This window comes from Aquabacterium sp., assembly GCF_034003525.1.
Lineage (GTDB): Bacteria > Pseudomonadota > Gammaproteobacteria > Burkholderiales > Burkholderiaceae_C > Aquabacterium.
On record NZ_JAVEYN010000027.1, the window covers coordinates 14,204 to 37,137 of the forward strand.

General features: G+C 65.3%; 26 protein-coding genes. 22 read left to right on the forward strand and 4 right to left on the reverse strand.

Annotated elements, in window-relative coordinates:
• Positions 1-60 precede the first annotated feature (60 nt).
• The 5 genes from RBT42_RS13860 to RBT42_RS13880 are packed head-to-tail and all read left to right on the forward strand — an operon-like array spanning position 61 to position 4,738.
• On the forward strand, positions 61-759 hold the full coding sequence (locus RBT42_RS13860; protein ID WP_320366118.1) for a 3-oxoacid CoA-transferase subunit A: 699 nt from the start codon (positions 61-63) through the stop codon (positions 757-759).
• A gap of 10 nt (positions 760-769) precedes the next feature.
• Positions 770-1,435 carry a 3-oxoacid CoA-transferase subunit B gene (locus RBT42_RS13865; protein ID WP_320366120.1) on the forward strand — a complete coding sequence of 222 codons (666 nt, stop codon included), beginning with the start codon at positions 770-772 and terminating at the stop codon, positions 1,433-1,435.
• Positions 1,436-1,479: 44 nt separating this feature from the next.
• A complete protein-coding gene (gene pcaF / locus RBT42_RS13870) occupies positions 1,480-2,685 on the forward strand; it encodes a 3-oxoadipyl-CoA thiolase (RefSeq protein ID WP_320366122.1) in 1,206 nt (401 codons plus the stop codon).
• A 14-nt stretch (positions 2,686-2,699) separates the two neighbouring features.
• Positions 2,700-3,509 (forward strand): 3-oxoadipate enol-lactonase, encoded by an 810-nt coding sequence (gene pcaD / locus RBT42_RS13875; protein ID WP_320366124.1) that lies wholly within the window; start codon positions 2,700-2,702, stop codon positions 3,507-3,509.
• A gap of 53 nt (positions 3,510-3,562) precedes the next feature.
• Positions 3,563-4,738, forward strand: coding sequence for a benzoate/H(+) symporter BenE family transporter (locus RBT42_RS13880; RefSeq protein WP_320366126.1), 1,176 nt, complete (start codon positions 3,563-3,565; stop codon positions 4,736-4,738).
• A gap of 16 nt (positions 4,739-4,754) precedes the next feature.
• Here the strand turns inward: RBT42_RS13880 and RBT42_RS13885 are convergent, their stop codons facing one another.
• Entirely contained in the window at positions 4,755-5,687 is a 933-nt protein-coding gene (locus RBT42_RS13885; RefSeq protein ID WP_320366128.1) for a LysR family transcriptional regulator, read from the reverse strand.
• A gap of 100 nt (positions 5,688-5,787) precedes the next feature.
• On the opposite strand from RBT42_RS13885, the gene RBT42_RS13890 reads away from it, so the two are divergent.
• The 15 genes from RBT42_RS13890 (at position 5,788) to nth (ending at position 18,840) form a co-directional block, all read left to right on the forward strand.
• Entirely contained in the window at positions 5,788-6,915 is a 1,128-nt protein-coding gene (locus RBT42_RS13890) for a muconate/chloromuconate family cycloisomerase (RefSeq protein WP_320366130.1), read from the forward strand.
• A 38-nt stretch (positions 6,916-6,953) separates the two neighbouring features.
• Complete coding sequence (catC, locus tag RBT42_RS13895; protein ID WP_320366132.1) at positions 6,954-7,244, forward strand: muconolactone Delta-isomerase; 291 nt, start codon at positions 6,954-6,956, stop codon at positions 7,242-7,244.
• Between the two features lie 50 nt (positions 7,245-7,294).
• On the forward strand, positions 7,295-8,209 hold the full coding sequence (catA, locus tag RBT42_RS13900; RefSeq protein WP_320366134.1) for a catechol 1,2-dioxygenase: 915 nt from the start codon (positions 7,295-7,297) through the stop codon (positions 8,207-8,209).
• A gap of 40 nt (positions 8,210-8,249) precedes the next feature.
• Complete coding sequence (gene benA, locus RBT42_RS13905) at positions 8,250-9,611, forward strand: benzoate 1,2-dioxygenase large subunit (protein WP_320366136.1); 1,362 nt, start codon at positions 8,250-8,252, stop codon at positions 9,609-9,611.
• A gap of 8 nt (positions 9,612-9,619) precedes the next feature.
• Positions 9,620-10,108: a benzoate 1,2-dioxygenase small subunit gene (benB, locus tag RBT42_RS13910; protein ID WP_320366138.1), complete on the forward strand. Its 489-nt coding sequence runs from the start codon at positions 9,620-9,622 to the stop codon at positions 10,106-10,108.
• A gap of 16 nt (positions 10,109-10,124) precedes the next feature.
• Positions 10,125-11,132 carry a benzoate 1,2-dioxygenase electron transfer component BenC gene (gene benC, locus RBT42_RS13915; protein WP_320366140.1) on the forward strand — a complete coding sequence of 336 codons (1,008 nt, stop codon included), beginning with the start codon at positions 10,125-10,127 and terminating at the stop codon, positions 11,130-11,132.
• Between the two features lie 65 nt (positions 11,133-11,197).
• Positions 11,198-11,968 carry a 1,6-dihydroxycyclohexa-2,4-diene-1-carboxylate dehydrogenase gene (locus RBT42_RS13920; protein WP_320366143.1) on the forward strand — a complete coding sequence of 257 codons (771 nt, stop codon included), beginning with the start codon at positions 11,198-11,200 and terminating at the stop codon, positions 11,966-11,968.
• Positions 11,969-12,063: 95 nt separating this feature from the next.
• Positions 12,064-13,419 carry an MFS transporter gene (locus tag RBT42_RS13925; protein ID WP_320366145.1) on the forward strand — a complete coding sequence of 452 codons (1,356 nt, stop codon included), beginning with the start codon at positions 12,064-12,066 and terminating at the stop codon, positions 13,417-13,419.
• A 203-nt stretch (positions 13,420-13,622) separates the two neighbouring features.
• The gene (locus RBT42_RS13930) at positions 13,623-14,924 is read left to right on the forward strand and encodes a polyhydroxyalkanoate depolymerase (protein WP_320366147.1); all 1,302 of its coding nucleotides are present in this window, start codon (positions 13,623-13,625) and stop codon (positions 14,922-14,924) included.
• A 32-nt stretch (positions 14,925-14,956) separates the two neighbouring features.
• Positions 14,957-15,613, forward strand: a complete 657-nt coding sequence (rsxB, locus tag RBT42_RS13935) for an electron transport complex subunit RsxB (RefSeq protein WP_320366148.1) — start codon at positions 14,957-14,959, stop codon at positions 15,611-15,613.
• Between the two features lie 105 nt (positions 15,614-15,718).
• Entirely contained in the window at positions 15,719-15,934 is a 216-nt protein-coding gene (locus tag RBT42_RS13940) for a hypothetical protein (protein ID WP_320366150.1), read from the forward strand.
• Between the two features lie 175 nt (positions 15,935-16,109).
• Entirely contained in the window at positions 16,110-16,664 is a 555-nt protein-coding gene (locus tag RBT42_RS13945; RefSeq protein ID WP_320366166.1) for a LemA family protein, read from the forward strand.
• The gene (locus RBT42_RS13950; protein WP_320366152.1) at positions 16,664-17,629 is read left to right on the forward strand and encodes a TPM domain-containing protein; all 966 of its coding nucleotides are present in this window, start codon (positions 16,664-16,666) and stop codon (positions 17,627-17,629) included. Before RBT42_RS13945 ends, RBT42_RS13950 begins: the two co-directional genes overlap by 1 nt.
• Positions 17,630-17,639: 10 nt before the next feature.
• Complete coding sequence (locus tag RBT42_RS13955) at positions 17,640-18,146, forward strand: TPM domain-containing protein (RefSeq protein WP_320366153.1); 507 nt, start codon at positions 17,640-17,642, stop codon at positions 18,144-18,146.
• A 52-nt stretch (positions 18,147-18,198) separates the two neighbouring features.
• A complete protein-coding gene (gene nth, locus RBT42_RS13960; RefSeq protein WP_320366168.1) occupies positions 18,199-18,840 on the forward strand; it encodes an endonuclease III in 642 nt (213 codons plus the stop codon).
• Between the two features lie 13 nt (positions 18,841-18,853).
• Here the strand turns inward: nth and RBT42_RS13965 are convergent, their stop codons facing one another.
• Positions 18,854-19,771 (reverse strand): SDR family oxidoreductase, encoded by a 918-nt coding sequence (locus tag RBT42_RS13965; RefSeq protein ID WP_320366155.1) that lies wholly within the window; start codon positions 19,769-19,771, stop codon positions 18,854-18,856.
• A 126-nt stretch (positions 19,772-19,897) separates the two neighbouring features.
• Here RBT42_RS13965 and RBT42_RS13970 point away from each other — a divergent pair, with 126 nt between their 5' ends.
• Complete coding sequence (locus RBT42_RS13970) at positions 19,898-20,941, forward strand: CDP-6-deoxy-delta-3,4-glucoseen reductase (RefSeq protein WP_320366157.1); 1,044 nt, start codon at positions 19,898-19,900, stop codon at positions 20,939-20,941.
• A gap of 39 nt (positions 20,942-20,980) precedes the next feature.
• Positions 20,981-21,400, forward strand: coding sequence for an HIT family protein (locus tag RBT42_RS13975; RefSeq protein ID WP_320366158.1), 420 nt, complete (start codon positions 20,981-20,983; stop codon positions 21,398-21,400).
• A 44-nt stretch (positions 21,401-21,444) separates the two neighbouring features.
• Here RBT42_RS13975 and RBT42_RS13980 read toward each other — a convergent pair whose 3' ends face one another.
• Both RBT42_RS13980 and RBT42_RS13985 read right to left on the reverse strand, forming a co-directional pair.
• Positions 21,445-22,215 (reverse strand): metallophosphoesterase family protein, encoded by a 771-nt coding sequence (locus RBT42_RS13980; protein WP_320366160.1) that lies wholly within the window; start codon positions 22,213-22,215, stop codon positions 21,445-21,447.
• A gap of 3 nt (positions 22,216-22,218) precedes the next feature.
• A complete protein-coding gene (locus tag RBT42_RS13985; RefSeq protein ID WP_320366162.1) occupies positions 22,219-22,665 on the reverse strand; it encodes an SRPBCC family protein in 447 nt (148 codons plus the stop codon).
• Positions 22,666-22,934 lie beyond the last annotated feature (269 nt).

The window sequence follows — 22,934 nt, forward strand, 5'->3', positions numbered from 1 at the left end:
AATTAGAACACACATTGACAAGGTGGTGAAGCCGACCGCCGTTTTTCCTGAGAGCCATTCATGATCAACAAAATTGTGGCCTCGGCCACCGAAGCACTGGCCGACATCCGAGATGGCGCCACCGTCATGATCGGCGGTTTTGGCACCGCAGGTCAGCCCAATGAACTGATCGACGCCCTGATCGCCACCGGCGTCAAGGACTTGGTCATCGTCAACAACAACGCGGGCAATGGCGACGTGGGTCTGGCCGCTTTGTTGGCTGCCGGTCAAGTGCGCAAGATCATCTGCTCCTTCCCGCGCCAGGCCGACAGCCACCACTTCGATGGCCTGTACCGCAGCGGCAAGTTGGAGCTGGAACTGGTGCCTCAGGGCAACCTGGCTGAGCGCATCCGCGCCGCTGGTGCCGGCATCGGTGGCTTCTTCACGCCAACGGGTTACGGAACCGAGCTGGCCAAGGGCAAGGAAACCCGCGAGATCGACGGCAAGATGTACGTGTTCGAGTCGCCGATCCATGCCGACTACGCCCTGATCAAGGCCGAAAAGGGCGACCGCTGGGGCAACCTGACCTACCGCATGACCGCCCGCAACTTCGGGCCGATCATGGCCATGGCCGCCAAGACCACGATCGCCTCGGTGCACGAAATTGCCGAACTGGGCAGCCTCGATCCGGAAGCCGTGATCACCCCGGGCCTGTTCGTCCAGCGTATTGTCAAGATCGACCGCACCGCCACCTCCGCCGGTGGTTTCAAGGGTGCCTGAGGAAACACACATGACCACATCCAACGCCTCCTACACCCGCTGGACCCGCGACGAGATGGCCGCCCAGGTGGCCAATGACATCCCTGACGGCTCGGTCGTGAACCTGGGCATCGGCTTGCCCACCGCCGTGGCCAACCACTTGGGTGCCGACAAGGAAATCGTGCTGCACTCCGAAAACGGCGTGATCGGCATGGGCCCCGCCCCCGCCGAAGGTCAGGAAGACTATGACCTGATCAACGCGGGCAAGCAGCCCGTGACGCTGCTGCCGGGTGGCTGCTTCTTCCACCACGCCGACAGCTTCGCGATGATGCGCGGTGGCCACCTGGACGTGTGCGTGCTGGGTGCTTTCCAGGTGTCCGCCACGGGCGACCTGGCCAACTGGCACACCGGCGCCCCCGATGCCATCCCGGCCGTGGGCGGTGCGATGGACCTGGCCATCGGCGCCAAGAAGACCTACGTGATGATGGAGTACCTGACCAAGAAGGGCGAGGCCAAGCTGGTGCCCGCTTGCAGCTACCCGCTCACCGGCATCGGCTGCGTCAGCCGTATCTACACTGATCTGGCCATCATTGACCTGGGTACCGAAGGCGCCTCCGTCGTGGCCCTGGCGCCCGGCCTGACGCTGGAAGCCCTGCAGGCCATGACCCCCGGCGTCACCCTGCGCATGGCCGCCTGATCCCCGTCTTTGTCCCTTTCACACTGAACTCAAGGTTGCACACCATGACCCGTGAAGCTTTCATCTGCGACGCCCTGCGCACCCCCTTTGGCCGCTACGGCGGCAGCCTGTCGTCGGTGCGTGCCGATGACCTGGGCGCCGTGCCCCTGCGTGCGCTGGCCGCCCGCAACCTCAAATTGGACTGGGAGGCTGTGACCGACGTGATTTTCGGCTGCGCCAACCAGGCCGGTGAAGACAACCGCAACGTGGCCCGCATGTCCCTGCTGCTGGCTGGCCTGCCCCACATCGTGCCAGGCGCCACCGTCAACCGCCTGTGCGGTTCGGGCATGGACGCCATCGGCACCGCCGCCCGCGCGATCAAGTCGGGTGAAGCCGGCATCATGATCGCCGGTGGTGTGGAAAGCATGAGCCGCGCCCCCTTCGTGATGCCCAAGGCCACCAGCCCCTTCGCCCGCGACAACGCCGTGTACGACACCACCATCGGCTGGCGCTTTGTCAACCCGCTGATGAAGGCCCAGTACGGCGTGGACGCCATGCCGGAGACCGCCGAGAACGTGGCCGACGACTTCAAGATCAGCCGTGAAGACCAGGACAAGATGGCCCTGGCCTCGCAGCTCAAGGCTGTCGCCGCCCAGAAGGCCGGCTTCTTCGATGCGGAAATCACCCCCGTGACCATTCCCCAGAAGAAGGGCGATGCCATCGTCGTGTCCAAGGACGAGCACCCCCGTGAAACCTCGATGGAAGCGCTGGCCAAGCTGCGCCCCATCGTGCGTGCAGACGGCACCATCACCGCCGGCAACGCCTCGGGCGTGAACGACGGCGCCTGCGCCCTGATCCTGGCGGGTGAAGCCGAAGCCGCCCGCAACGGCCTGACCCCGCGCGCCCGCGTGGTCGGCATGGCCACGGCCGGCGTCGCTCCCCGCATCATGGGCATCGGCCCCGCGCCCGCCACCGTCAAGGTGCTGGCCCAGACCGGCTTGAGCCTGGCCGACATGGACGTGATCGAGCTGAACGAAGCCTTCGCCGCCCAAGGCCTGGCTGTGCTGCGCGAACTGGGCCTGCGTGACGACGATCCCCGCGTGAACCCCAACGGTGGCGCCATCGCCCTGGGCCACCCCCTGGGTGCCAGCGGCGCTCGCCTGGTCACCACCGCCGTGAACCAACTGCACCGCACCGGTGGCCGCTACGCCCTGTGCACGATGTGCATCGGCGTCGGCCAGGGCATCGCCCTGATCGTCGAACGCGTCTGAACCCGAAGTCCTGGATGAGCACGATGCAGTTCACCACCAGCGCCCCGCGCCTGGCCTACACGGTCACCGAGCCGCGCCATGGTCAGGCCCCGCGCCGCACCTTTCTGCTCAGCCACGCGCTGGGTTGCGATGTGACGATGTGGGACGCCCTGGTGGCCCACCTGTCCGCCGACAACCGCGTGGTCTGTTACGACCAGCGCGGCCACGGTCGCAGCGAGGCGCCCGCGGGCCCCTACACGATGGCCCAGTTGGCCGATGACGCAGCCCGCCTGATCGACGAACTGGACCTGGGTGCCATCACCTGGATCGGTCTGTCGATGGGCGGCATGATCGGCCAGGAGCTGGTCTTGCGTCATCCGGCCAAGGTGCAGGCGGTGGTACTGGCCAACACCACCTCGTTCTACCCGGACGAGGCGCGTGTGGGCTGGGATCAGCGCATCGCCACCATCGCCCAGGGCGGCCTGGCATCCATCGTCGATGGCGCCATGCTGCGCTGGTTCCACGATGGCTTCCGCGCCGCGCACCCCGAGGTCGTGGCCTACTGGAAGCAACGCGTGCTGGCGTGCGACCAGGCCGGCTACACCGCCTGCTGCCAGGCGATCCGCAATGTGGACACCACCGCCCGTTTGGGCTCGGTGACGGTGCCCGCGTTGGTGATCGCCGGTGAGCTGGACCTGGGCACACCGCCGGCCATGGCCCGTGCGATTGCCCATCACATCCCCGGTGCGCAACTGGCCATCCTGCCCCACGCTTCTCACCTGAGTGTGCTGGAGCAGCCGCAGGCTTTCATCCAGACCTTGGAGCAATGGCTCGCCAGCCATTGATCTCAGGCCGACCCGGGACCGGCTCCGTGCGCCCGAACTGACAAGATGTCACCATGCTGCATCGCGACTGGTCCCTTTCTTCGATCACGGCGGGCTTTCTGGCCGTGGCCATTTCTTATGCCGGCCCCCTGCTGATCTTTTTTCAGGCGGCGCAAGCTGCGCAACTGGGGCCCGACATGATGGCCTCCTGGGTGTGGGCCATCTCCATCGGCGCGGCCGTCTCGGGCATCGCGCTGAGCTGGTGGCTAAAGGTGCCGGTGATCACGGCGTGGTCGGCGCCCGGCTCGGCGCTGTTGATCACGCTGTTTCCCGGACTGTCGCTCAACGAAGCGGTGGGGGCTTACATCACCGCGGCGGCCATCATCCTGGTGATCGGGCTGTCCGGCTCGTTTGACCGCCTCATGCGTCACATCCCCAAGGGCGTGGCCTACGGCATGATGGCCGGCATCCTGTTCCAGTTCGGCGCCCGCGGTTTCAAGGCCGTCGAATCCATGCCGGCGCTGACGCTGTGCATGATCGCCGGCTTCCTGGTGTTCAAACGCTACTGGCCGCGATACCACATGGTGCTGGTGCTGGCTCTGGGCGTGGCGCTGACCGCCGCGCTGGGCAACATCCCCTGGCATCAGATCCCGTTCCAGGTCACACAACCGGTGTTCATCAGCCCGAGTTGGTCGTGGGCGTCCACCTTGAGCCTGGCCATCCCCTTGGTGATGGTCAGCCTGACGGGCCAGTTCCTGCCGGGCATGGCCATCCTGCACAGCGCGGGCTACGTGACCCCGGCACGCCCCATCATCGTCGCCACCAGCGTGACGGCGCTGGCCACCTCGGTGTTTGGCGGCATCACCACGGTGCTGGCCGCCATCACGGCGGCCCTGTGCACCGGCAAGGACGCTCACGAGGACCCCGGCAAGCGCTATGTGGCCGGCATCGCCAACGGCGTGTTCTACCTCTTCGGTGGCTTCTTCGGCGGCACCATCATCTGGCTGTTCACCGCTCTGCCCAAGGAGTTCGTGGCCGTGCTGGCCGGCCTGGCCCTGATCGGCGCCATCACGGCCAATGTGCTGGGCGCGGTCAACGATGCCGAACACCGCGAGGCGGCCATCATCACTTTCCTGGTGACCGCCTCGGGCATGAGCTTCCTGGGTCTGGGTGCTGCCTTCTGGGGCGTCGTGATCGGCGGCCTGGCCTATGTGATGCTGACCCCGCGCCGGCCGCCAGCCAAGGCCTGAACCCACGCGCTCGGCGTCAGCTCAAAAAGCGCCGCGTCATGGCAACACGTTGACGCTCTTGCGCCCATTCTCGGTAGATGTCGTCGATCAAGGAGCGCAGCAGTACGATGTCGGCCGATTGATCGTGGATGCGGGTGCTCATGATGATGGGAGACACGGCCTTGGCCTCCGCCACCGGCCGATAGATCACCTCATCCGGTCGCATCCGGTTGGCGCTGGCGGGCACCAGACACAGGCCCATGCCCGATGCCACCAGGCCCAGAGCGGTCTGCAACTCCTGCACCTCATACACCGTGCGCGGCTCCAGGCCCAGGTCGCGGAACAGCGCCAGCACCTGGTCCGCGTAACTGGGACGCGGATTCCGAGGGTAAACCAGATGGTCATGCTTGGCAATTTCGGTCAAACTCAAAGGCCCGCGTTCTTGCGCCAGTTCATGCTCCATGGGTATGGCAGCAACCAGGGCCTCCTCGCGCAGAATTTCGCGCTTCACCGAGGGGTCATCCAGGCGCACGCGGCCAAAGCCCACATCGATCCGGCCGTTCTTCAAGGCCTCGATCTGCTCCACGCTCGACATTTCCACCAGCGCCAATTCCGTCTGCGGTTGCGCGGCACGGAACAGGCGCACCAGGCGCGGCAAAGCCCCATAAATCGTTGACGGCACAAAGCCGATCACCAGGCGCCGCTGCACCTGTGCAATGCGCTTGGTGGTGCGGATGGCCTGCGCAGCCTGCTCCAGCAGCCGCGTGGCATGGCCGTAGAAAAAGCGCCCCCCTTCCGTGAGCTTCAAAGGCCGCGAGCCACGCTCGAACAAGGCCAGGCCCAACTCCTCCTCCAGATCCTGAATCTGCCGACTCAAAGGCGGCTGGGAGATGTGCAACTTCTCGGCCGCACGGGTGAAGTTCTGCTCGTCGGCCACGGCCACGAAGTAGCGAAGGTGTCTCAGGTCCATGCCATACCTTTTTGATATGGAGCGAGTCTAAAACCGTCTTGGACAGGACGCAAGGCCGTTCCTACCATTCGCTCATCCCGCAATCAAACAACGTGTTGACATGATTCCCCAAGCCAAGATCCTGGCGGTTGAGACCCTTCTGGTGGATGTGCCCACCATCCGCCCCCATCGCCTGTCCGTGGCCACCATGAACCACCAGACCCTGGTGCTGGTGCGCATCGAGACGAGCGACGGTGTGGTCGGCTGGGGCGAAGGCACCACCATCGGTGGTCTGGCCTACGGCGAGGAAAGCCCGGAGAGCATCAAGGTCAACATCGACACCTACATCGCCCCGATGCTGGTCGGCCAGGACCCGAGCCTCCCCGCCATGCTGATGGCCTCGGTCAACGGTCACATCCAGGGCAACCGCTTCGCCAAGTGCGCGATCGAAACCGCCCTGTACGACAACCAGGCCAAGCGTCTGGGCCAGCCCCTGAGCGAACTGTTCGGCGGCCGCGTGCGTGACAGCCTGCCCATCGCCTGGACCCTGGCCAGCGGCGACACCGCCAAGGACATCGCCGAGGCCGAGCGCGCGCTCGAACTGCGCCGCCACAACATCTTCAAGCTGAAGATCGGTCTGCGCTCGGTGAAGGACGATGTGGCCCACGTCGCCACCATCAAACGCGCCCTGGGCGACATGGCGAGCGTGCGCATCGACGCCAACCAGGCCTGGTCCGTGACCGAAGCGCTGGAAGGCATGGCCATGCTGGCCGACGCCGGTGTGGACATGGTCGAGCAGCCCATCATCGCCAGCGACAAGGCCGGCCTGCAGCGCCTGACCCAGGCCAACATCATCCCGATCATGGCCGACGAAGCCCTGCATGGCCCCCGCGACGCTTTCGTCGTGGCCAGCACCCAGGCCGCCGACATCTTTGCCGTCAAGATCAACCAGTCGGGTGGTCTGCGTGGCGCCGCCGACGTGGCCGCCATCGCCCGCTCGGCCAACATTTCGCTGTACGGCGGCACGATGCTCGAAGGGGCCGTCGGCACCATGGCCTCGGCCCAGCTGTTCAGCACCTTCCACGACCTCGCCTGGGGCACCGAGCTGTTCGGCCCCCTGCTGCTGACCGAAGAAATCCTGCGCGAGCCGCTGCAATACCGCGACTTCGCCCTGGAGATTCCCCGCCGCCCTGGCCTGGGGATCGACCTCGATGAAGAGAAGCTCGCCCGCCTGCGGCGCGATCGCTGATCTTCCGTATCCACGTTCCCCAGACCCGAGAGGCAAACATGCTCTTCAAAGTCGAAATGGTGGTGCGTTTGCCGGTGGACATGCCCACCGAACAAGCCGACGCACTGAAGAAAACCGAGCGCGAACTGGCGCAATCGCTGCAACGCAGCGGCAAGTGGCGCCACCTGTGGCGCATCGCCGGCCAGTACGCCAACGTCAGCATCTTTGACGTCGACAGCGTCGATGAACTGCACCAGCTGCTGACCAGCCTGCCCCTGTTCCCCTACATGGACATCGAGGTCACCGCCTTGTGCCGCCATCCGTCTTCGATCCACGAAGACGACCGCTGAGTTCCTGCCCCCCCCACGTTCCCATCCCGCCCTACCCGAGGAGACACACCATGGACAAGAAGAGCATCGAAGCCCTGTACGACCGCTTTGAAACGACCGGCGTCACTGGCCCCGGCAACCCCCGTGTGAAGGCCATCGTGCGCCGCCTGGTCACCGACCTGATGCTGGCCATCGAAGACCTGGACATCCAGCCTGAAGAATTCTGGACTGGCCTGAACTACCTGAGCGAAGCCGGCCGCAACGGCGAACTCGGACTGGTGGTCCCCGGCATCGGTCTGGAGCACTTCCTGGACCTGCGCACCGACGAAGCCGAAGCCAAGGCTGGCCTGGTGGGCGGCACCCCCCGCACGATCGAAGGCCCGCTGTACGTGGCAGGCGCACCGGTATGCCAGGGCGAAGCCCGCCTGGACGACGGCACCCAACCGGGCGAACTGGTGGTGATGACGGGCCTGGTGCGCGACGAAAAGGGCAACCCGATTCCGGGCGTCAAGGTGGAAGTCTGGCACGCCAACCACCTGGGCAACTACTCCTACTTCGACCAGACCCAAAGCGCGTTCAACCTGCGTCGCACCATCATCACCGACGCCAACGGCCGCTACAAGTTCCGCTCGATCATGCCCGTCGGCTACAGCGTGCCTCCCGGCGGCTCGACCGACATCTTGCTGCAGCAACTGGGTCGCCACGGCCATCGCCCGGCGCACATCCACTTCTTCGCACACGCTGAAGGCAAGCGCAAGCTGACCACGCAGATCAACATCGAAAGCGATCCGCACCTGTGGGACGACTTCGCCTTCGGTACCCGCGAAGGCCTGGTGCCCCCGGTCAAGACCAACAGCGACGCTGCTGCCATGGCCGCGCTGGGCACCGACAAGCCCTTCTACGAGATCGAATTCAACTTCGACATGCAGCCCGCCAAGGCCGAAGCACCGGACACGGACTTCGACCGCCCCCGCGCCGCTGCCTGATTGAGCCGATCGTTCGTCCACCTGACACGCTGAGACAACCATGAGCCACACCGCATCACTTGAAGGCGTCAAGGAACGCCTGGCAGACATGCTCGTCGAAGACCACGAGCAGCAGATCTACCAACTCAACCGCGCCGCCTTCACCGATGCGGAGCTCTTTGACCTCGAGATGAAACACATCTTCGAGGGCAACTGGATCTATCTGGCCCACGAAAGCCAGATCCCCAATGTCAACGATTACCTGACGACGTACATCGGCCGTCAGCCCATCGTGATCACGCGCAACAAGGCGGGCGAACTCAACGCCATCATCAATGCCTGCTCGCACCGCGGCGCCACCCTGTGCCGCCACAAGAAGGGCAACAAGGCGAACTTCACCTGCACCTTCCACGGCTGGACGTTCAACAACAGCGGCAAGCTGCTGAAGGTCAAGGATGCCAGCAATGCCGGCTACCCTGAGTCCTTCAACAAGGACTGCAGCCACGACCTCAAGAAGGTGGCGCGCTTCGAGAGCTACCGCGGTTTCCTGTTCGGCAGCCTGAACCCCGACGTCCCACCGCTGACCGAGTTCCTGGGTGAGTCGACCAAGATCATCGACATGATCGTGGACCAGTCGCCGGAAGGCCTGGAAGTGCTGCGCGGCTCGTCCACCTACACCTTCGACGGCAACTGGAAGCTGCAGACCGAGAACGGCGCCGACGGCTACCACGTCAGCTCCGTGCACTGGAACTACGCGGCCACCACCAACCACCGCAAGCAGTCCGAAGCAGGCGACACCATCAAGGCGATGGACGCGGGCAGCTGGGCCAAGCAAGGCGGCGGCTTCTACTCCTTCGAGAACGGCCACATGCTGCTGTGGACGAAGTGGGCCAACCCGGAAGACCGTCCGGCTTATCAGATCCGTGACGAACTGGTCGAGAAGTTCGGCCAGGCTCGCGCCGACTGGATGATCGGCCACTCGCGCAACCTGTGCCTGTACCCCAATGTGTACCTGATGGACCAGTTCGGCTCGCAGATCCGCGTGCTGCGCCCCATTGCCGTCGACAAGACCGAAGTCACCATCTACTGCATCGCCCCCAAGGGCGAATCGGATGAGGCCCGTGCACGCCGCATCCGCCAGTACGAAGACTTCTTCAACGCCACCGGCATGGCCACGCCGGATGACCTGGAAGAGTTCCGCGCCTGCCAGCAGGGCTACAACGGCATCGCGCTGAAGTGGAACGACATGTGCCGAGGCGCCACGCACTGGGTGCACGGCCCGGATGAAGCGGCCAAGGAAATCAACCTGAATCCCAAGCTGAGCGGTATCAAGACCGAAGACGAAGGTTTGTACACCGAACAGCACCGCTACTGGCTGGAAACCATGCAGCGCGCCCTTGAAGTCGAGTCCAAGAAAGCCTGAGGCCCCCTATGAGCATGACCATCGAACAAGTTCAGGCCTTCCTGTTCCGTGAAGCCCGCCTGCTGGACGACAAGCAGTGGGACGAGTGGCTGGCCTGCTACCACCTCGACGCCGAGTTCTGGATGCCAGCATGGGATGACGACGGCCAGCTGGTGAGCGACCCGCAGCGCGAGATCTCGCTGATTTACTACGCCAACCGGGGTGGCCTGGAAGACCGCGTCTTCCGCATCAAGACCGAGCGTTCGGCTGCCAGCACGCCCGAGCCGCGCACGAACCACAACATCCACAACGTGGAGATCGTGTCGCAAGAAGGCTCCGAGGTGAAGGTGCGTTTCAACTGGAACACCCTGAGCTACCGCTATCACCACACGGACAGCTACTTCGGCACCTCCCACTACACGATCGACGTGAGCAGCGGTCAGCCGCTGATCAAGCGCAAGTACATCGTTCTCAAGAACGACTACATCCACCACGTCATCGACGTCTATCACCTCTGATGCGGAGGATCAGACCATGAGCCACCACATTGCCCTTCAGTTTGAAGACGGGGTCACCCGCTTCATCGAAGCCAACCCCACCGAGACCGTCGCCGACGCAGCGTTCCGTCAAGGCATCAACGTCCCCCTGGACTGCCGCGACGGCGCTTGCGGCACCTGCAAGTGCTTCGCCGAATCCGGCACTTACACGATGGGTGAGTACATCGACGACGCCCTGAGCGAAGACGAAGCCGAACAAGGCTACGTGCTGACCTGCCAGATGCGCGCGACCAGCGACTGCGTCGTGCGCATCCCGGCCTCGTCGGCCGTGTGTCGCACGCAGCAAGCCAACTTCGACGCCAAGATCGCCGATGTGCGCAAGCTGTCGGACAGCACCATCTCGCTGACCATCGAAGGCGAAGCCCTCAACAAGCTCGCCTTCCTGCCCGGCCAGTATGTGAACCTGAAGGTGCCGGGCAGCGAGCAGACCCGCGCCTACTCGTTCAGCTCGATGCCGCGCGATGGCAAGGCCTCCTTCCTGATCCGCAATGTGCCGGGCGGCCTGATGAGCTCCTTCCTGACCAGCCTGGCCAAGTCCGGTGACGACATGACCCTGGCCGGCCCTCTGGGCAGCTTCTACCTGCGTGACATCAAGCGTCCGCTGTTGATGCTGGCCGGTGGCACGGGCCTGGCCCCCTTCACCGCGATGCTGGAAAAGATCGCCGAGCAAGGCAGCCCCTTCCCCTTGCACCTGATCTATGGCGTGACCAACGACGCCGATCTGGTGGACATGGACAAGCTTGAAGCGTTTGCCCAACGGATCCCCAATTTCACGTTTACCGCGTGCGTGGCCAATCCGGACAGCCCGTATCCCCACAAGGGCTACGTGACGCAACACATCGAGCCCCAGCACCTCAACGAAGGCGAAGTGGACATCTACCTGTGCGGCCCGCCCCCCATGGTCGAAGCCGTCAGCCAGTTCATCCGTGAACGTGGCATCCAGCCCGCCAACTTCTATTACGAGAAGTTCGCCGCCAGCGCCTGAGCCTGAGCGCGCCCCCACGCCCGTATTCCTGCGGGCTTTTTTTTGCACAACTTGGGCCGTTTGACATGAATCAACGTTTCAACGAAAAAGTGGCGGTCGTCACCGGCACCGCGCAAGGCATCGGCCGCCGTGTGGCCGAGCGCATCGTGGCCGAGGGCGGCCGTGTGGTCGCGGTAGACCGCTCCGAGCTCGTGCACGAGCTCAAGGCCGAGTTCGGCGACAAGGTGCTCACCCTGACCGCCGATCTGGAGCAGCACGCCGACTGCCAGCGCGTGATGGACGAGGCCGCCCAGCACTTTGGTCGCATCGACATTCTGGTCAACAACGTGGGCGGCACGATCTGGGCCAAGCCTTTTGAGCACTACCAGACCCACGAGATCGAAGCCGAAGTGCGTCGCTCGCTGTTCCCGACCCTGTGGTGCTGCCACGCTGCCCTGCCCTACATGCTGGCGCAAGGCCAAGGGGCCATCGTCAACGTGTCGTCGGTGGCCACCCGTGGCATGAACCGCGTGCCCTACGGCGCAGCCAAGGGCGGCGTCAACGCCCTGACGGCTTGCCTGGCCATGGAAACCGCCGAGCGCGGCGTGCGTGTCAACGCCACCGCTCCGGGCGGCACCGAAGCCCCTCCGCGCCGCATCCCCCGCAACACCGCCGAACAGTCTCCACAAGAGAAGGTCTGGTACCAGGGCATCGTCGACCAGACGGTGTCGTCCAGCCTGATGAAGCGCTACGGGACGATCGACGAGCAAGTCGGCGCCATCTTGTTCCTGGCCTCCGACGAGGCCTCCTACATCACCGGTGTCACCTTGCCCGTCGCGGGCGGCGACCTCGGCTGAGTTCCGGTTTCTCCAGGGGGGCGTTGCAGCCTCCCTTTTTTTGACCCTCGTGTCCGAATTTCCTAAGTATTAACCCTGACCATCAGAGGTAAGCCATGCAGAAAATAGACGCCAACAAAATCATCGACGAGGCCAAGTTCAACCCCTTCCATTGGATGGTGCTGTTCTGGTGCGCGCTCATCATCATCTTCGACGGCTACGACCTCGTCATCTACGGGGTGGTCTTGCCCGTGCTGATGAAGGAGTGGAACCTCAGTCCCCTGGAGGCCGGGGCGCTGGGCAGCTATGCGCTGTTCGGGATGATGGCCGGGGCGCTGATCTTCGGCCCCCTGTCTGACAAGATCGGTCGCAAGAAGGCCATCACCATCTGCGTGGTGCTGTTCAGCGGCTTCACAGTGCTCAACGGCTTTGCCCGCAACCCCACGGAGTTCGGCATCTGCCGCTTCATCGCGGGCCTGGGCATTGGCGGGGTCATGCCCAACGTGGTCGCCCTGATGAGCGAGTACGCGCCCAAAAAGATCCGCAGCACGCTGGTGGCCATCATGTTCAGCGGCTACTCCGTGGGCGGCATGCTCTCGGCGGGCCTGGGCATGGTCATGCTGCCCAGCTATGGTTGGCAATCGGTGTTCTTCGTCGCCGGCATCCCCCTGCTGATGCTGCCCCTGATCATGAAGTTCCTGCCCGAGTCGGTGGGCTTCATGGTCAAGCAAGGCCGCACCCAAGAGGCTGCTGACGTGCTGGCCCGCGTGCAACCGGGCTTCGCGCTCAAGGCCGGTGAGCAACTGGAAGCCGCTGCCGGTGGCAAGGCCAAGGGCGGTAACGTGCTCGACCTGTTCCGCGAAGGCCGCGCCCTGCAGACCCTGATGCTGTGGATCGCCTTCTTCTGCTGCCTGCTGATGGTCTACGCCCTGGCCTCCTGGTTGCCCAAGTTGATGACCAAGGCCGGTTACGGACTGGGCTCCAGCCTGAGCTTCCTGCTGGTGTTGAACTTTGGCGCCATCTTCGGCGCGGTCGGAGGCGGCTGGCTGGGTGACAAGTTCAACATGCCGCGCGTCTTGATGATCTTCTGCGCCATCGCGGCCGCTTCGCTGTGCCTGCTGGGCTTCAAGAGCTCGACCGGCGTGCTCTACACCCTGATCGCCATCGCCGGCGCCACCACCATCGGCACGCAGATCCTGCTGTATGCCCTGGGTGCGCAGTTCTACAGCATGTCCATCCGCTCCACGGGCCTGGGCTGGGCCTCGGGCATCGGTCGCAATGGCGCCATCGTCGGCCCCATCCTGGGGGGCGCCCTGATGGCCGCCGAGTTGCCTCTGCAGGCCAACTTCCTGGCCTTCGCCGTGCCCGGCGCCATCGCGGCGGTCGCGATGACGGTGTTCAGCCTGCGCGAGCGTGCACGCCTGCGTCAACCCACCTCGGTGAGCCACACGCGCGCCGCCGCCATCGGTTGAGGGATAACGCGCAAAAAAGGGGGCGCCGCCGGGAGGTGAGCGCCCCTCTTTCATGACAAGTCAAAACGGATTTCGTGCATTTGTGGCGCATGGCTGCTCAAAACTCCGCGTGCAATCTTGTCAAAAGTCATTTATGCTGCAATGCAACATGCTCCGATTTGAGAGGCATGCTTTTCGACGCCACAGACACAAAAGGTCACGCCATGCTCTACCAGCTCTACGAATCCAACCGCGCCTGGCTCAGCCCTTTTTCCGAGTTCGCCAGCGCGGCCTCCAAGCTCTACAGCAACCCTCTGTCGCCCTTTGCGCAACTGCCCTCGGCCCACCGTTTTTCGGCGGGCTTCGATCTGGCCAGCCGCCTGACCAAAGAGTACGAAAAGCCCGAGTTCGACATCAACCATGTCTCGATCGACGGTGTGGACGTCGTGATCCAGGAGAAGGTCGTCGAACGCAAGCCCTTCTGTCGCCTGTTGCGCTTCAAGCGCTTCACCGACGACGCCGCCATGCTCACCAAGATGCGTGACCAGCCCTCGGTGCTGGTGGTGGCACCGCTGTCCGGCCACCACGCCACGCTGCTGCGCGACACCGTGCGCACCTTGCTGCAAGACCACAAGGTCTACATCACCGACTGGATCGACGCCCGCATGGTGCCGCTGGACGAAGGCGCCTTCCACCTCGACGACTACGTCAACTACGTGCAGGACTTCATCCGCAAGGTGGGCCCGAACGTGCACGTGATCTCGGTGTGCCAACCCACGGTGCCGGTGCTGGCCGCCGTCTCCCTGATGGCCAGCCGCGGCGAAGCCACGCCCCTGACCATGACCATGATGGGCGGCCCCATCGACGCCAGCCGCTCGCCCACGGCCGTGAACAACCTGGCCACCAACAAGTCCTTCTCGTGGTTCGAGAACAACGTGATCTACAAAGTGCCGCAGAACTACCCCGGCGCCAACCGTGAGGTCTACCCCGGCTTCCTGCAGCACACCGGCTTCGTGGCGATGAACCCCGACCGCCACGCCACCTCGCACTACGACTACTTCCTCGACCTGATCCGCGGCGACGACGACAACGCCGAAGCCCACCGCAAGTTCTACGACGAGTACAACGCGGTGCTGGACATGCCGGCCGAGTACTACCTGGACACCATCCGCATCGTGTTCCAGGAGTTCGCCCTGGTTCGCGGCACCTGGGAGGTGCGCAACCCCGCAGGCCAGAGGGAGCTGGTGCGTCCGCAGGACATCACCACCACCGCCCTGCTGACCATCGAGGGTGAGCTCGACGACATCTCCGGCTCGGGCCAGACCCGCGCGGCCCAAGATCTGTGCGCTGGCATCCCGGAGAAGAACAAGAAGCACTATGAGGTCAAGGGCGCCGGTCACTACGGCATCTTCTCGGGTCGCCGCTGGCGCGAGTTCGCCTATCCGGAAATCCGCGACTTCATCCTGTCCCACAACCGTCCTTCCCAGGCCGGTCAAGGCCAGGCGCTCAAGGGCATCGCCGCCTGATCCACTCCGGGCTTGTACACTGCGGCGCCATCATGGACGCCGAACAGATCAACGCCCTTTTGCCGCAGACGCAGTGCACGCGCTGCGGCTACCCGGATTGCGCCAGCTACGCCCAGGCCATCGCCGAGGGCGAGGCGGGCATCAATCAATGCCCCCCCGGTGGGGACGAGGGCGTACAGCGCCTGGCCGCTCTCACCGGCCAGCCCGCACGGCCGCTCGACCCGGCATACGGCGTCGAAGGGCCGCGCACCCTGGCGGTCATCGACGAAGCCTGGTGCATCGGCTGCACGCTGTGCATCCAGGCCTGCCCGGTCGACTGCATCATCGGCACCAACAAGCACCTGCACACGGTCATCGAATCCCAATGCACCGGATGCGAGCTGTGCCTGCCCGTCTGTCCGGTCGATTGCATCACCTTGGTGCCGGCACACCCCGACCCGGTGCCCACCGGCTGGGCCGCCTGGTCTGCCGAACAGGCCGATGAGGCCCGCGCCCGCCACACCTTCCGCACCATCCGCCTGGCTCGCGCGAAAGCCGACAACGAGGCCCGTCTGCTGGCCAAGGGCGAGCACAAGCTGCAGGATCTGGCTGCGGCCTCCAAGATCACCGACCCGGTTCAACTCGACCACAAGCGCAGCATGATCGAAGCGGCCCTGGCCCGCGCCCGCGCAAGGCGGGGACAAAGCTGAGGCAAACCCTGATATGGGGGTCATCCCCGTGTCATTCTTGGCGTGAAAAATGCATGCTATCGCCGTGAGCAGCCACAGCGCCGCTGTTCAGCTTTTGGAGATGCCATGCGCGCCTTGATGAACCTTGCCATTGAACCGGCTCTGAAGTTGTTTGAAGTCTCGACCCTGGTCGTGATCAATCCCTCCCAGCAGGCGGTCAAACGCGTCCTTAAAGTGATGGCCGACACCCCGATGGGGGCGGTCAAGATCGTGAGAGACCGTTACCCTCGCTCGCGCCGCCACGAAGTGCTGTCGTGCATGGAACTGGGCGCGGCGTTCTGAACCCCTTGAAGACGCGGCCGTCGACCTGATTTATTTCTGGGAGTTGTCCGGCACGGTGTACGCTTGCGCCACCGTCCCCTCCTGATCAGAAAGGTTTGCGATGCCCGCGTCCCGATTTGTCCACTTGCCGCTCGCACGCCGCCTGGCCGGCGTGAGCTTGGCAGTCGCCTTGGTCATGCCCCTGACCGGCTGCGGCTACAACGACTTCCAGCGACTCGACGAAGCCACCAAGGCCTCCTGGTCCGAAGTGCTCAACCAGTACCAGCGCCGCGCTGACCTGATCCCCAACATCGTCGCCACCGTCAAGGGTGAAGCCAACTTCGAACAGGAAACCCTGACGAAGGTGATCGAAGCGCGCGCCAAGGCCACCAGCATCCAGGCCACGCCCGAGCTGATCAACAACCCCGAGGCCTTCGCCAAGTTCCAGCAGGCCCAGGGCGAGCTGTCCGGCGCCCTGTCACGTCTGCTGGTGGTCAGTGAGAACTACCCCAACCTCAAGGCCAACCAGGGCTTCCAGGACCTGCGCATCCAGCTGGAAGGCACGGAGAACCGCATCACCGTGGCCCGCAACCGCTACATCGAATCGGTGCAGTCCTACAACGTGCTGGCCCGCAGCTTCCCGACCAACCTGACGGCGATGATCTTCAGCTACCAGCCCAAGGCCAACTTCACGGTGCAGAACGAAGCCCAGATTTCCGCGCCGCCCACAGTCGATTTCGGCAAGAAGTGATGCCTACCTTGCTGCGCGGGTCACGCCAGCGCCCGATGGCCATGCTGCCGGGCCGGCTGCTGGCGGGTCTGCTGCTTTGCCTGACCTTTGGCCTGACGATGGGGTGGATGCCCACCGCCTGGGCCCAGGCCAGCACAGCGACCGGCCCCGGGGGCGTGCTGCCGGTGCCGGCCTTGAGCGCCCGCGTCATCGACCAGACCGGCACCCTGACGGCCGAGCAGGTGCGCGCGTTGAGCGACAAGCTGCAGGCGCTGGAAACACAGCGCGGCTCCCAGGTGGTCATCCTCATGGTGCCCACCACCCAGCCTGAAGACATCGCTGCTTATGGGCAACGAGTGGGCGACACCTGGAAGATCGGGCGCCGCGAGGTGGGCGATGGCCTGCTGATCGTCGTGGCGCTGCAGGACCGGCGCATGCGCATCGAGGTGGCCAAAACGCTGGAAGGCGCCATCCCCGACCTGATGGCCAGCCGCATCATCGAGCGCACGCTCAAACCCGCCTTCCAAGCCGGGGCGTATGCCGATGGCCTGTCCACCGCCATCGACCAGATCGACAAGCTGATTGCTGGAGAAGGTCTGCCCGAGCCCAGCGCCAACCGGGGCCGCGCCGAGGGCTTTGACCTCAATGACCTGCTCGTGTTCGGCCTGATGGGCGTGCCGGTGCTGTTTGCCGTGCTGAGCGCGGTGCTCGGCCGCAAAGCCGGCGCGCTGGGGACCAGCCTGATCGGCGGAGGCCTGGCCTGGTGGCTCACGGCCAGCCTGTTCCTGGGTCTGATCGCTGCCGTGCTGGCCGTGGTACTGGCGCTGTCGCTGGGTCATGGCGGACGCGGACGTGGCGGCTGGGGCGGCCCACCGGGTGGCTTCGGGGGCGGCGGTTTCGGTGGCGGAGGCTTGGGCGGTGGCGGGGGCTTTTCCTCGGGCGGCGGGGGTAATTTTGGAGGCGGTGGCGCCTCGGGACGCTGGTGAGGGCCACACGATGAACACACTGACCCGATGGCTGCGACACCTGTGGCTGGATGCCGCCGACAGCCGGCGCTGCCTGACCCGCGCCGGGCTGCAACGCCTGGGAGAGGCTGTGACCCGCAGCGAAGCCCGGCACCTGGGCGAACTGCGTCTGTGCGTGGAAGGTGGCCTGAGCCCCCTGGCCCTGTGGCGCGGCGTGACCCCACGTGAGCGGGCGGTGCAGCTGTTCAGCGCCCTGCGCGTGTGGGACACCGCGCACAACAACGGCGTGCTGATCTACCTGCTGCTGGCCGAGCGACGCATCGAGATCCTGGCCGACCGGGGCCTGCATGGCCGCACGGCCTCGGACTTCTGGACGACGCTGGCCAACCGCCTGTCCGAGACCCTGCATCAAGGTGACTTCGAAGCGGGCCTGTCGCTGGCGGTCGAAGAGATCGGCCTGCTGCTGCACCAGCACTACCCGAGCGACGGACACGCGCACAATCCCGACGAACTGCCCAACGCCGTGGTGCTGCTGTGAGCGCACTGCGGCGCCGACCTCCCTGCTTTCCCCTGACCCGATGAGCACCCTCATGAAGGCCGCCGACATCGGCCATTTCTTCGCCACGCTGCAGGCGGCCAATCCGCACCCGGAAACCGAGCTGGAATACAGCACCCCCTTCGAACTGCTGACCGCCGTGCTGCTGTCGGCCCAGGCCACCGACGTGGGCGTCAACAAAGCCACCCGCAAGCTCTACCCGGTGGCCAACACGCCGCAACAGATCCTCGACCTGGGGCTAGACGGGTTGTGCGAGTACATCAAGACCATCGGCCTGTACAAAAGCAAGGCCAAGCACCTGCTGGAAACCTGCCGCATCCTGATCGAGCAGCATGGCGGCGAGGTGCCGCGCACGCGCGAAGCGCTGGAAGCCCTGCCCGGCGTGGGCCGCAAGACCGCCAACGTGGTGCTCAATGTGGCCTTTGGCGAACCCACCATGGCAGTGGACACCCACATCTTCCGCCTCGGCAACCGCACCGGGCTGGCACCGGGCAAGACGCCGCTGGAAGTGGAACAAAAGCTGCTCAAACGCATCCCGGCCGAGTACCTGCAGCATGCCCATCACTGGCTGATCCTGCACGGGCGCTATGTGTGCCAGGCGCGCAAGCCACGCTGCTGGGAATGCAGCGTGTCCCCGTGGTGCAAGTTCAAGCCCAAGACGGCCGCGCCGGCCTGAACCGACGCACACGTCACACGCTCAGTCCTTCGCGGATCGTCGGATAGCGCAAGGCGACCCGCAGCTCGGCTTTGAGCCGCTGGTTGCGCAGACGGCGCGATTCGCCCATGAACGACAACTGCATCGGACTGAGCTGCTGAGCGGCCTCGGCCCGCGACAGGCGCGGCGCAAGCGGCAGGCCGAAGTGGTCGGCAACCCAGTCGAAGTAATCGCCCATGCGCAACTCGGTGTCATCGCACACGTGCACGACGCGGCAGGGCCGACCGCGCCACAACGCAGCCATGCAGGCTCGTGCCAGGTCGTCGGCATGGATGTGGTTGGTGTAGACGTCGTCCTCGGGGCGCAGCAAGGGGCTACCGCGGCGCACGCGCTCACGCGGGTCGCCGCCATCACGGTCGAGCGCATAGATGCCAGGAATGCGCAGCAGGCTCACGCGCGTACCCCAACGAGGCGATTGCTGACGCCCCCACCAACGCAGACGCGCTTCAGCATCCACCCTGCGACGGCCCCGGTCGGTGGCAGGCTGCACCGCGCAGGTCTCGTCAAGCCAGGCACCGCCAGCATCGCCATAGACGCCCGAGGTGCTGCCGTACACCAGCGATTTCACCCCCCCCCGGCGGGCCAGCGCCTGCAGCAGGCGGGCCGTACGTGGGTCGTGGCTGCCGGACGACGGCGGGGGCGCCAGATGCACCACCCGCGTGGCCAGGCCCGCCAGACGGGCCAGCGAGCGAGCGTCGTCCAGATTGCCAACCAGGGGCACCAGGCCTTGCGCCCGCAGCTCAGGCACGCGTGCCGCTTGGGAGGTCAAGGCCAACACGCGGCAACGGGGACGCAGCAACTGGGCGGCACGCTGCCCCACATCGCCACAGCCCACGACGAGCACACGGGTTTGACGAAATCGGGCAAGACGCGGAGGTTGAGGCTGGAACATGGCGGGTCTGAGCGAAAATCCAGCTTGAGATTCTGAGGCCTCAGGGCACGACCCGGTTTGTCCGGCCCGCCCCAGCCATGCATGCGGCCTCAGTCGCCCTGTTTTCGTCCGGAGTGTGAGTCCATCATGAGTTTTTCCGTCGCCATCCAGCCCAGTGGCCGCAGCTTCACCATGGAGGCCAACGAAACGGTGCTGGGCGCTGCGATCAACGCCGGCATCGGCCTGCCCTATGGCTGCAAGGACGGCGCCTGCGGTTCGTGCAAGTGCAAGCTGGTGTCAGGCCAGGTCAGCCACGGCCCCCACCAGGAAAAGGCGCTGAGCGCCGCCGAGGCCGCCGCCGGCTACCTGCTGACCTGCTGCGCCAAGCCCGAGAGCGACCTCGTCATCGAGGCCCGTCAGGTCGTGGCGCTGGGTGATCACCCACCTGTCAAGATGCCCACACGTGTGACCCGCCTCACCCGCGTCGCCCCCGACGTGATGGTTCTGCGCCTGCAACTGCCAGCCAACAACAGCTTCGGCTTCCGCGCGGGCCAGTACATCGAGTTCATCCTGAAAGATGGCCAGCGCCGCAGCTACTCGATGGCCAACGCCCCGCACGCCGTCAAGGAAGCCGGCCCGGAAGGCATCGAGCTGCACATCCGTCACATGCCTGGCGGCCTGTTCACCGACCAGGTGTTCAGCACCCTGAAAGAAAAAGACATCCTGCGCGTGGAAGGCCCGTTTGGCACCTTCTTCCTGCGCGAAGACTCGGAGCGTCCCATCGTGCTGCTGGGCTCGGGCACCGGCTTCGCGCCGCTCAAGGCCATCATCGAGCAAATGCGCCACGCCGGCATCAGCCGCCCGACGACACTGTACTGGGGCTGCCGCAGCCAGGCCGATCTCTACCTGCACGACTGGGCTCAGCAGCAGGCCGCCGAACTGCCGTGGCTCACCTATGTGCCCGTGCTGTCCGAGGCCAAGCCCGAAGACCAGTGGACGGGCCGCACCGGCTTCGTTCACCAGGCGGTGCTGGCTGACCTGCCCGACCTGTCCGCGCACGAGGTGTACGCCTGCGGAGCGCCCATCATGGTGCAATCGGCGCGCCAGGACTTCACCACGCAGGCCGGCCTGCCCGAGGAATTCTTCTACGCCGACGCCTTCACCAGCGAAGCCGACAAGCACGGCGCCTGAGTGACGCCCTCGCCTTTCCCCGCCCCTTCAGGAGCCTTCATGTCCTACGACTCGAACAACATCTTCGCCAAGATCCTGCGTGGCGAGATCCCCTGCATCAAGCTGTACGAAGACGCCCACACCCTGGCCTTCATGGACATCATGCCGCAGGCCGAAGGCCACGCGCTGGTGATCCCCAAGGAGCACGCCAAGACCCTGTTCGAGCTGTCAGATGCGGCGGCGCAGGCCTGCATGACCACCGTGCGCAAGATCGGCAACGCGCAGAAGAAGGGCCTGGGTGCCGAAGGCGTCGTGCTGATGCAGCTCAACGGCGAAGGCGCCGGCCAGACCGTGCCGCACTTTCACATCCATGTGATCCCCGGTTCGATCGCCGACCTGCGCAAGCCGCACGCCACGCACATGGCCGATCCCAAGCATCTGCAGGTGCTGGCCGACAAGATCGTGGCCGCACTCGCCTGATCTGGCTGAACAGAGAGGGCGTGACTGGCGGGGCCACCGCCGGCTCACGTCCGCGGCATGAAGCCCGTTTGCAGGGCGTGCACCCACTCTGCCCGCCCCCGCTGGCGCGCCAGCTCGGCCATGGCCGCGTGGTGGTAGGGCACGGACAGCAAAGACACGGTCCACACCGCGCCGCATCGCTCGACGATGGCATAGCGGGCGTCGGGTGAGCCCATCTCCACGCGGTGATACAGCGGGTGGGTGTCGTCATAGGCCGGCCGCCCCACGCTGCCGGGGTTCACCACCCAGGCGCCCGAGGCGCTGCGCATCACCCGCGGCACATGGGTGTGACCACAGGCGATCAGGCTGGCCTGCATCACGTCCCGCTGCGTGCCCAGCCTTTCGCTCAGCTCGTCCTGCGTCGCGATGCGCACCACGCCCGCCCCACCGCCCACAGCCTGCACCGTCTCCATCAGGTAGGCCGCATCGCTGCGGGGGGTGGCGTGGCACAGGAACACCTCGTCCGACCACGCATGCCAGGGACGCTGCGCGGCCATCCAGGCCCGCTCGGCTTCGCCCAGTTGCGCGCTGGCATGGGCGTCCGATGCCCCTTGCTGCTCCAGCGGCGTCTGCATCATCTGGCGTTCATGGTTGCCGGCCAGGCTGAACCAGCCCTCGGTCATCAGGCACTGCGCCGTCTCACGCGGCAGCAAAGGCCCCGACAGACTGTCTCCCAGGTTGAGCACGGCATCGGCGCCTCGGCGGCGGATGTCGGCGCGCACGGCCTCCAGCGCCGCGAGGTTGCCGTGGATGTCGGAGACCAGGGCCAGGCGCATGGCTCAGACCGGGATCTCTGCTTCGACCAGCAAGGCGAGCAAGGCCAGCGACTCCTGCCACCCCAGATGACAGGACTCCGGCGGGATGGCTTCCGGGATGCCCTCCTGCACGATGCTCAACTCGGTGCCGCACGACACGTGCGTGAGGTTGACCGTCACCCGCATGGCCCCGGGCAGGCCGGCGTCATCGAACGCATCGGTGTGACAGATGCGGGTGTAGGGCAGCAACTCCAGGTACTCACCACCGAACGCCTGCGTCTGCCCCGTGGCGAAGTGCGTGAAGGACATCCGAAAGCGACCGCCCACCCGGGCATCGAGCTCGTGCACCTCGCCCGTGAAACCATGGGGCGGCAGCCACTTGACCATCGCCTGGGGGGCGAGAAAGGCGCGGTACACCCGCTCGGGCGGCGCGCGCAGCACGCGGTGAAAGCGAACGGTGTGGCCTGACATGGCGGCTCCCTTCGTGGCCTCAGGAGGCATGGCATCGCAGCTTACTCCGCCCTCCACACCGGATCAAGACGGCGCCAGCCGCATCCCACAAGCCATGCATTTGTCACAACCCATCAGGTGTAATAACCTCAATGCGGCTTTGCCCCCCATACCACCAACAAGGAGGTCTCCATGAACACGGAAGTCATCTGGAATTTTCTGTCCACCCAAGGCGCTGACTTTGGCTTGATGATCCTGGGGGCGATTGCGGCCTGGGTCATTGGCCGCTG

Excerpts from the sequence above, each read along its gene's own strand:
- RBT42_RS13860 (WP_320366118.1), top strand. The coding sequence starts at position 61 with ATGATCAACAAAATTGTGGCCTCGGCCACCGAAGCACTGGCCGACATC.
- RBT42_RS13865 (WP_320366120.1), top strand. The coding sequence starts at position 770 with ATGACCACATCCAACGCCTCCTACACCCGCTGGACCCGCGACGAGATG.
- pcaF (WP_320366122.1), top strand. The coding sequence starts at position 1,480 with ATGACCCGTGAAGCTTTCATCTGCGACGCCCTGCGCACCCCCTTTGGC.
- pcaD (WP_320366124.1), top strand. The coding sequence starts at position 2,700 with ATGAGCACGATGCAGTTCACCACCAGCGCCCCGCGCCTGGCCTACACG.
- RBT42_RS13880 (WP_320366126.1), top strand. The coding sequence starts at position 3,563 with ATGCTGCATCGCGACTGGTCCCTTTCTTCGATCACGGCGGGCTTTCTG.
- RBT42_RS13885 (WP_320366128.1), bottom strand. The coding sequence starts at position 5,687 with ATGGACCTGAGACACCTTCGCTACTTCGTGGCCGTGGCCGACGAGCAG.
- RBT42_RS13890 (WP_320366130.1), top strand. The coding sequence starts at position 5,788 with ATGATTCCCCAAGCCAAGATCCTGGCGGTTGAGACCCTTCTGGTGGAT.
- catC (WP_320366132.1), top strand. The coding sequence starts at position 6,954 with ATGCTCTTCAAAGTCGAAATGGTGGTGCGTTTGCCGGTGGACATGCCC.
- catA (WP_320366134.1), top strand. The coding sequence starts at position 7,295 with ATGGACAAGAAGAGCATCGAAGCCCTGTACGACCGCTTTGAAACGACC.
- benA (WP_320366136.1), top strand. The coding sequence starts at position 8,250 with ATGAGCCACACCGCATCACTTGAAGGCGTCAAGGAACGCCTGGCAGAC.
- benB (WP_320366138.1), top strand. The coding sequence starts at position 9,620 with ATGAGCATGACCATCGAACAAGTTCAGGCCTTCCTGTTCCGTGAAGCC.
- benC (WP_320366140.1), top strand. The coding sequence starts at position 10,125 with ATGAGCCACCACATTGCCCTTCAGTTTGAAGACGGGGTCACCCGCTTC.
- RBT42_RS13920 (WP_320366143.1), top strand. The coding sequence starts at position 11,198 with ATGAATCAACGTTTCAACGAAAAAGTGGCGGTCGTCACCGGCACCGCG.
- RBT42_RS13925 (WP_320366145.1), top strand. The coding sequence starts at position 12,064 with ATGCAGAAAATAGACGCCAACAAAATCATCGACGAGGCCAAGTTCAAC.
- RBT42_RS13930 (WP_320366147.1), top strand. The coding sequence starts at position 13,623 with ATGCTCTACCAGCTCTACGAATCCAACCGCGCCTGGCTCAGCCCTTTT.
- rsxB (WP_320366148.1), top strand. The coding sequence starts at position 14,957 with ATGGACGCCGAACAGATCAACGCCCTTTTGCCGCAGACGCAGTGCACG.
- RBT42_RS13940 (WP_320366150.1), top strand. The coding sequence starts at position 15,719 with ATGCGCGCCTTGATGAACCTTGCCATTGAACCGGCTCTGAAGTTGTTT.
- RBT42_RS13945 (WP_320366166.1), top strand. The coding sequence starts at position 16,110 with ATGCCCCTGACCGGCTGCGGCTACAACGACTTCCAGCGACTCGACGAA.
- RBT42_RS13950 (WP_320366152.1), top strand. The coding sequence starts at position 16,664 with ATGCCTACCTTGCTGCGCGGGTCACGCCAGCGCCCGATGGCCATGCTG.
- RBT42_RS13955 (WP_320366153.1), top strand. The coding sequence starts at position 17,640 with ATGAACACACTGACCCGATGGCTGCGACACCTGTGGCTGGATGCCGCC.
- nth (WP_320366168.1), top strand. The coding sequence starts at position 18,199 with ATGAAGGCCGCCGACATCGGCCATTTCTTCGCCACGCTGCAGGCGGCC.
- RBT42_RS13965 (WP_320366155.1), bottom strand. The coding sequence starts at position 19,771 with ATGTTCCAGCCTCAACCTCCGCGTCTTGCCCGATTTCGTCAAACCCGT.
- RBT42_RS13970 (WP_320366157.1), top strand. The coding sequence starts at position 19,898 with ATGAGTTTTTCCGTCGCCATCCAGCCCAGTGGCCGCAGCTTCACCATG.
- RBT42_RS13975 (WP_320366158.1), top strand. The coding sequence starts at position 20,981 with ATGTCCTACGACTCGAACAACATCTTCGCCAAGATCCTGCGTGGCGAG.
- RBT42_RS13980 (WP_320366160.1), bottom strand. The coding sequence starts at position 22,215 with ATGCGCCTGGCCCTGGTCTCCGACATCCACGGCAACCTCGCGGCGCTG.
- RBT42_RS13985 (WP_320366162.1), bottom strand. The coding sequence starts at position 22,665 with ATGTCAGGCCACACCGTTCGCTTTCACCGCGTGCTGCGCGCGCCGCCC.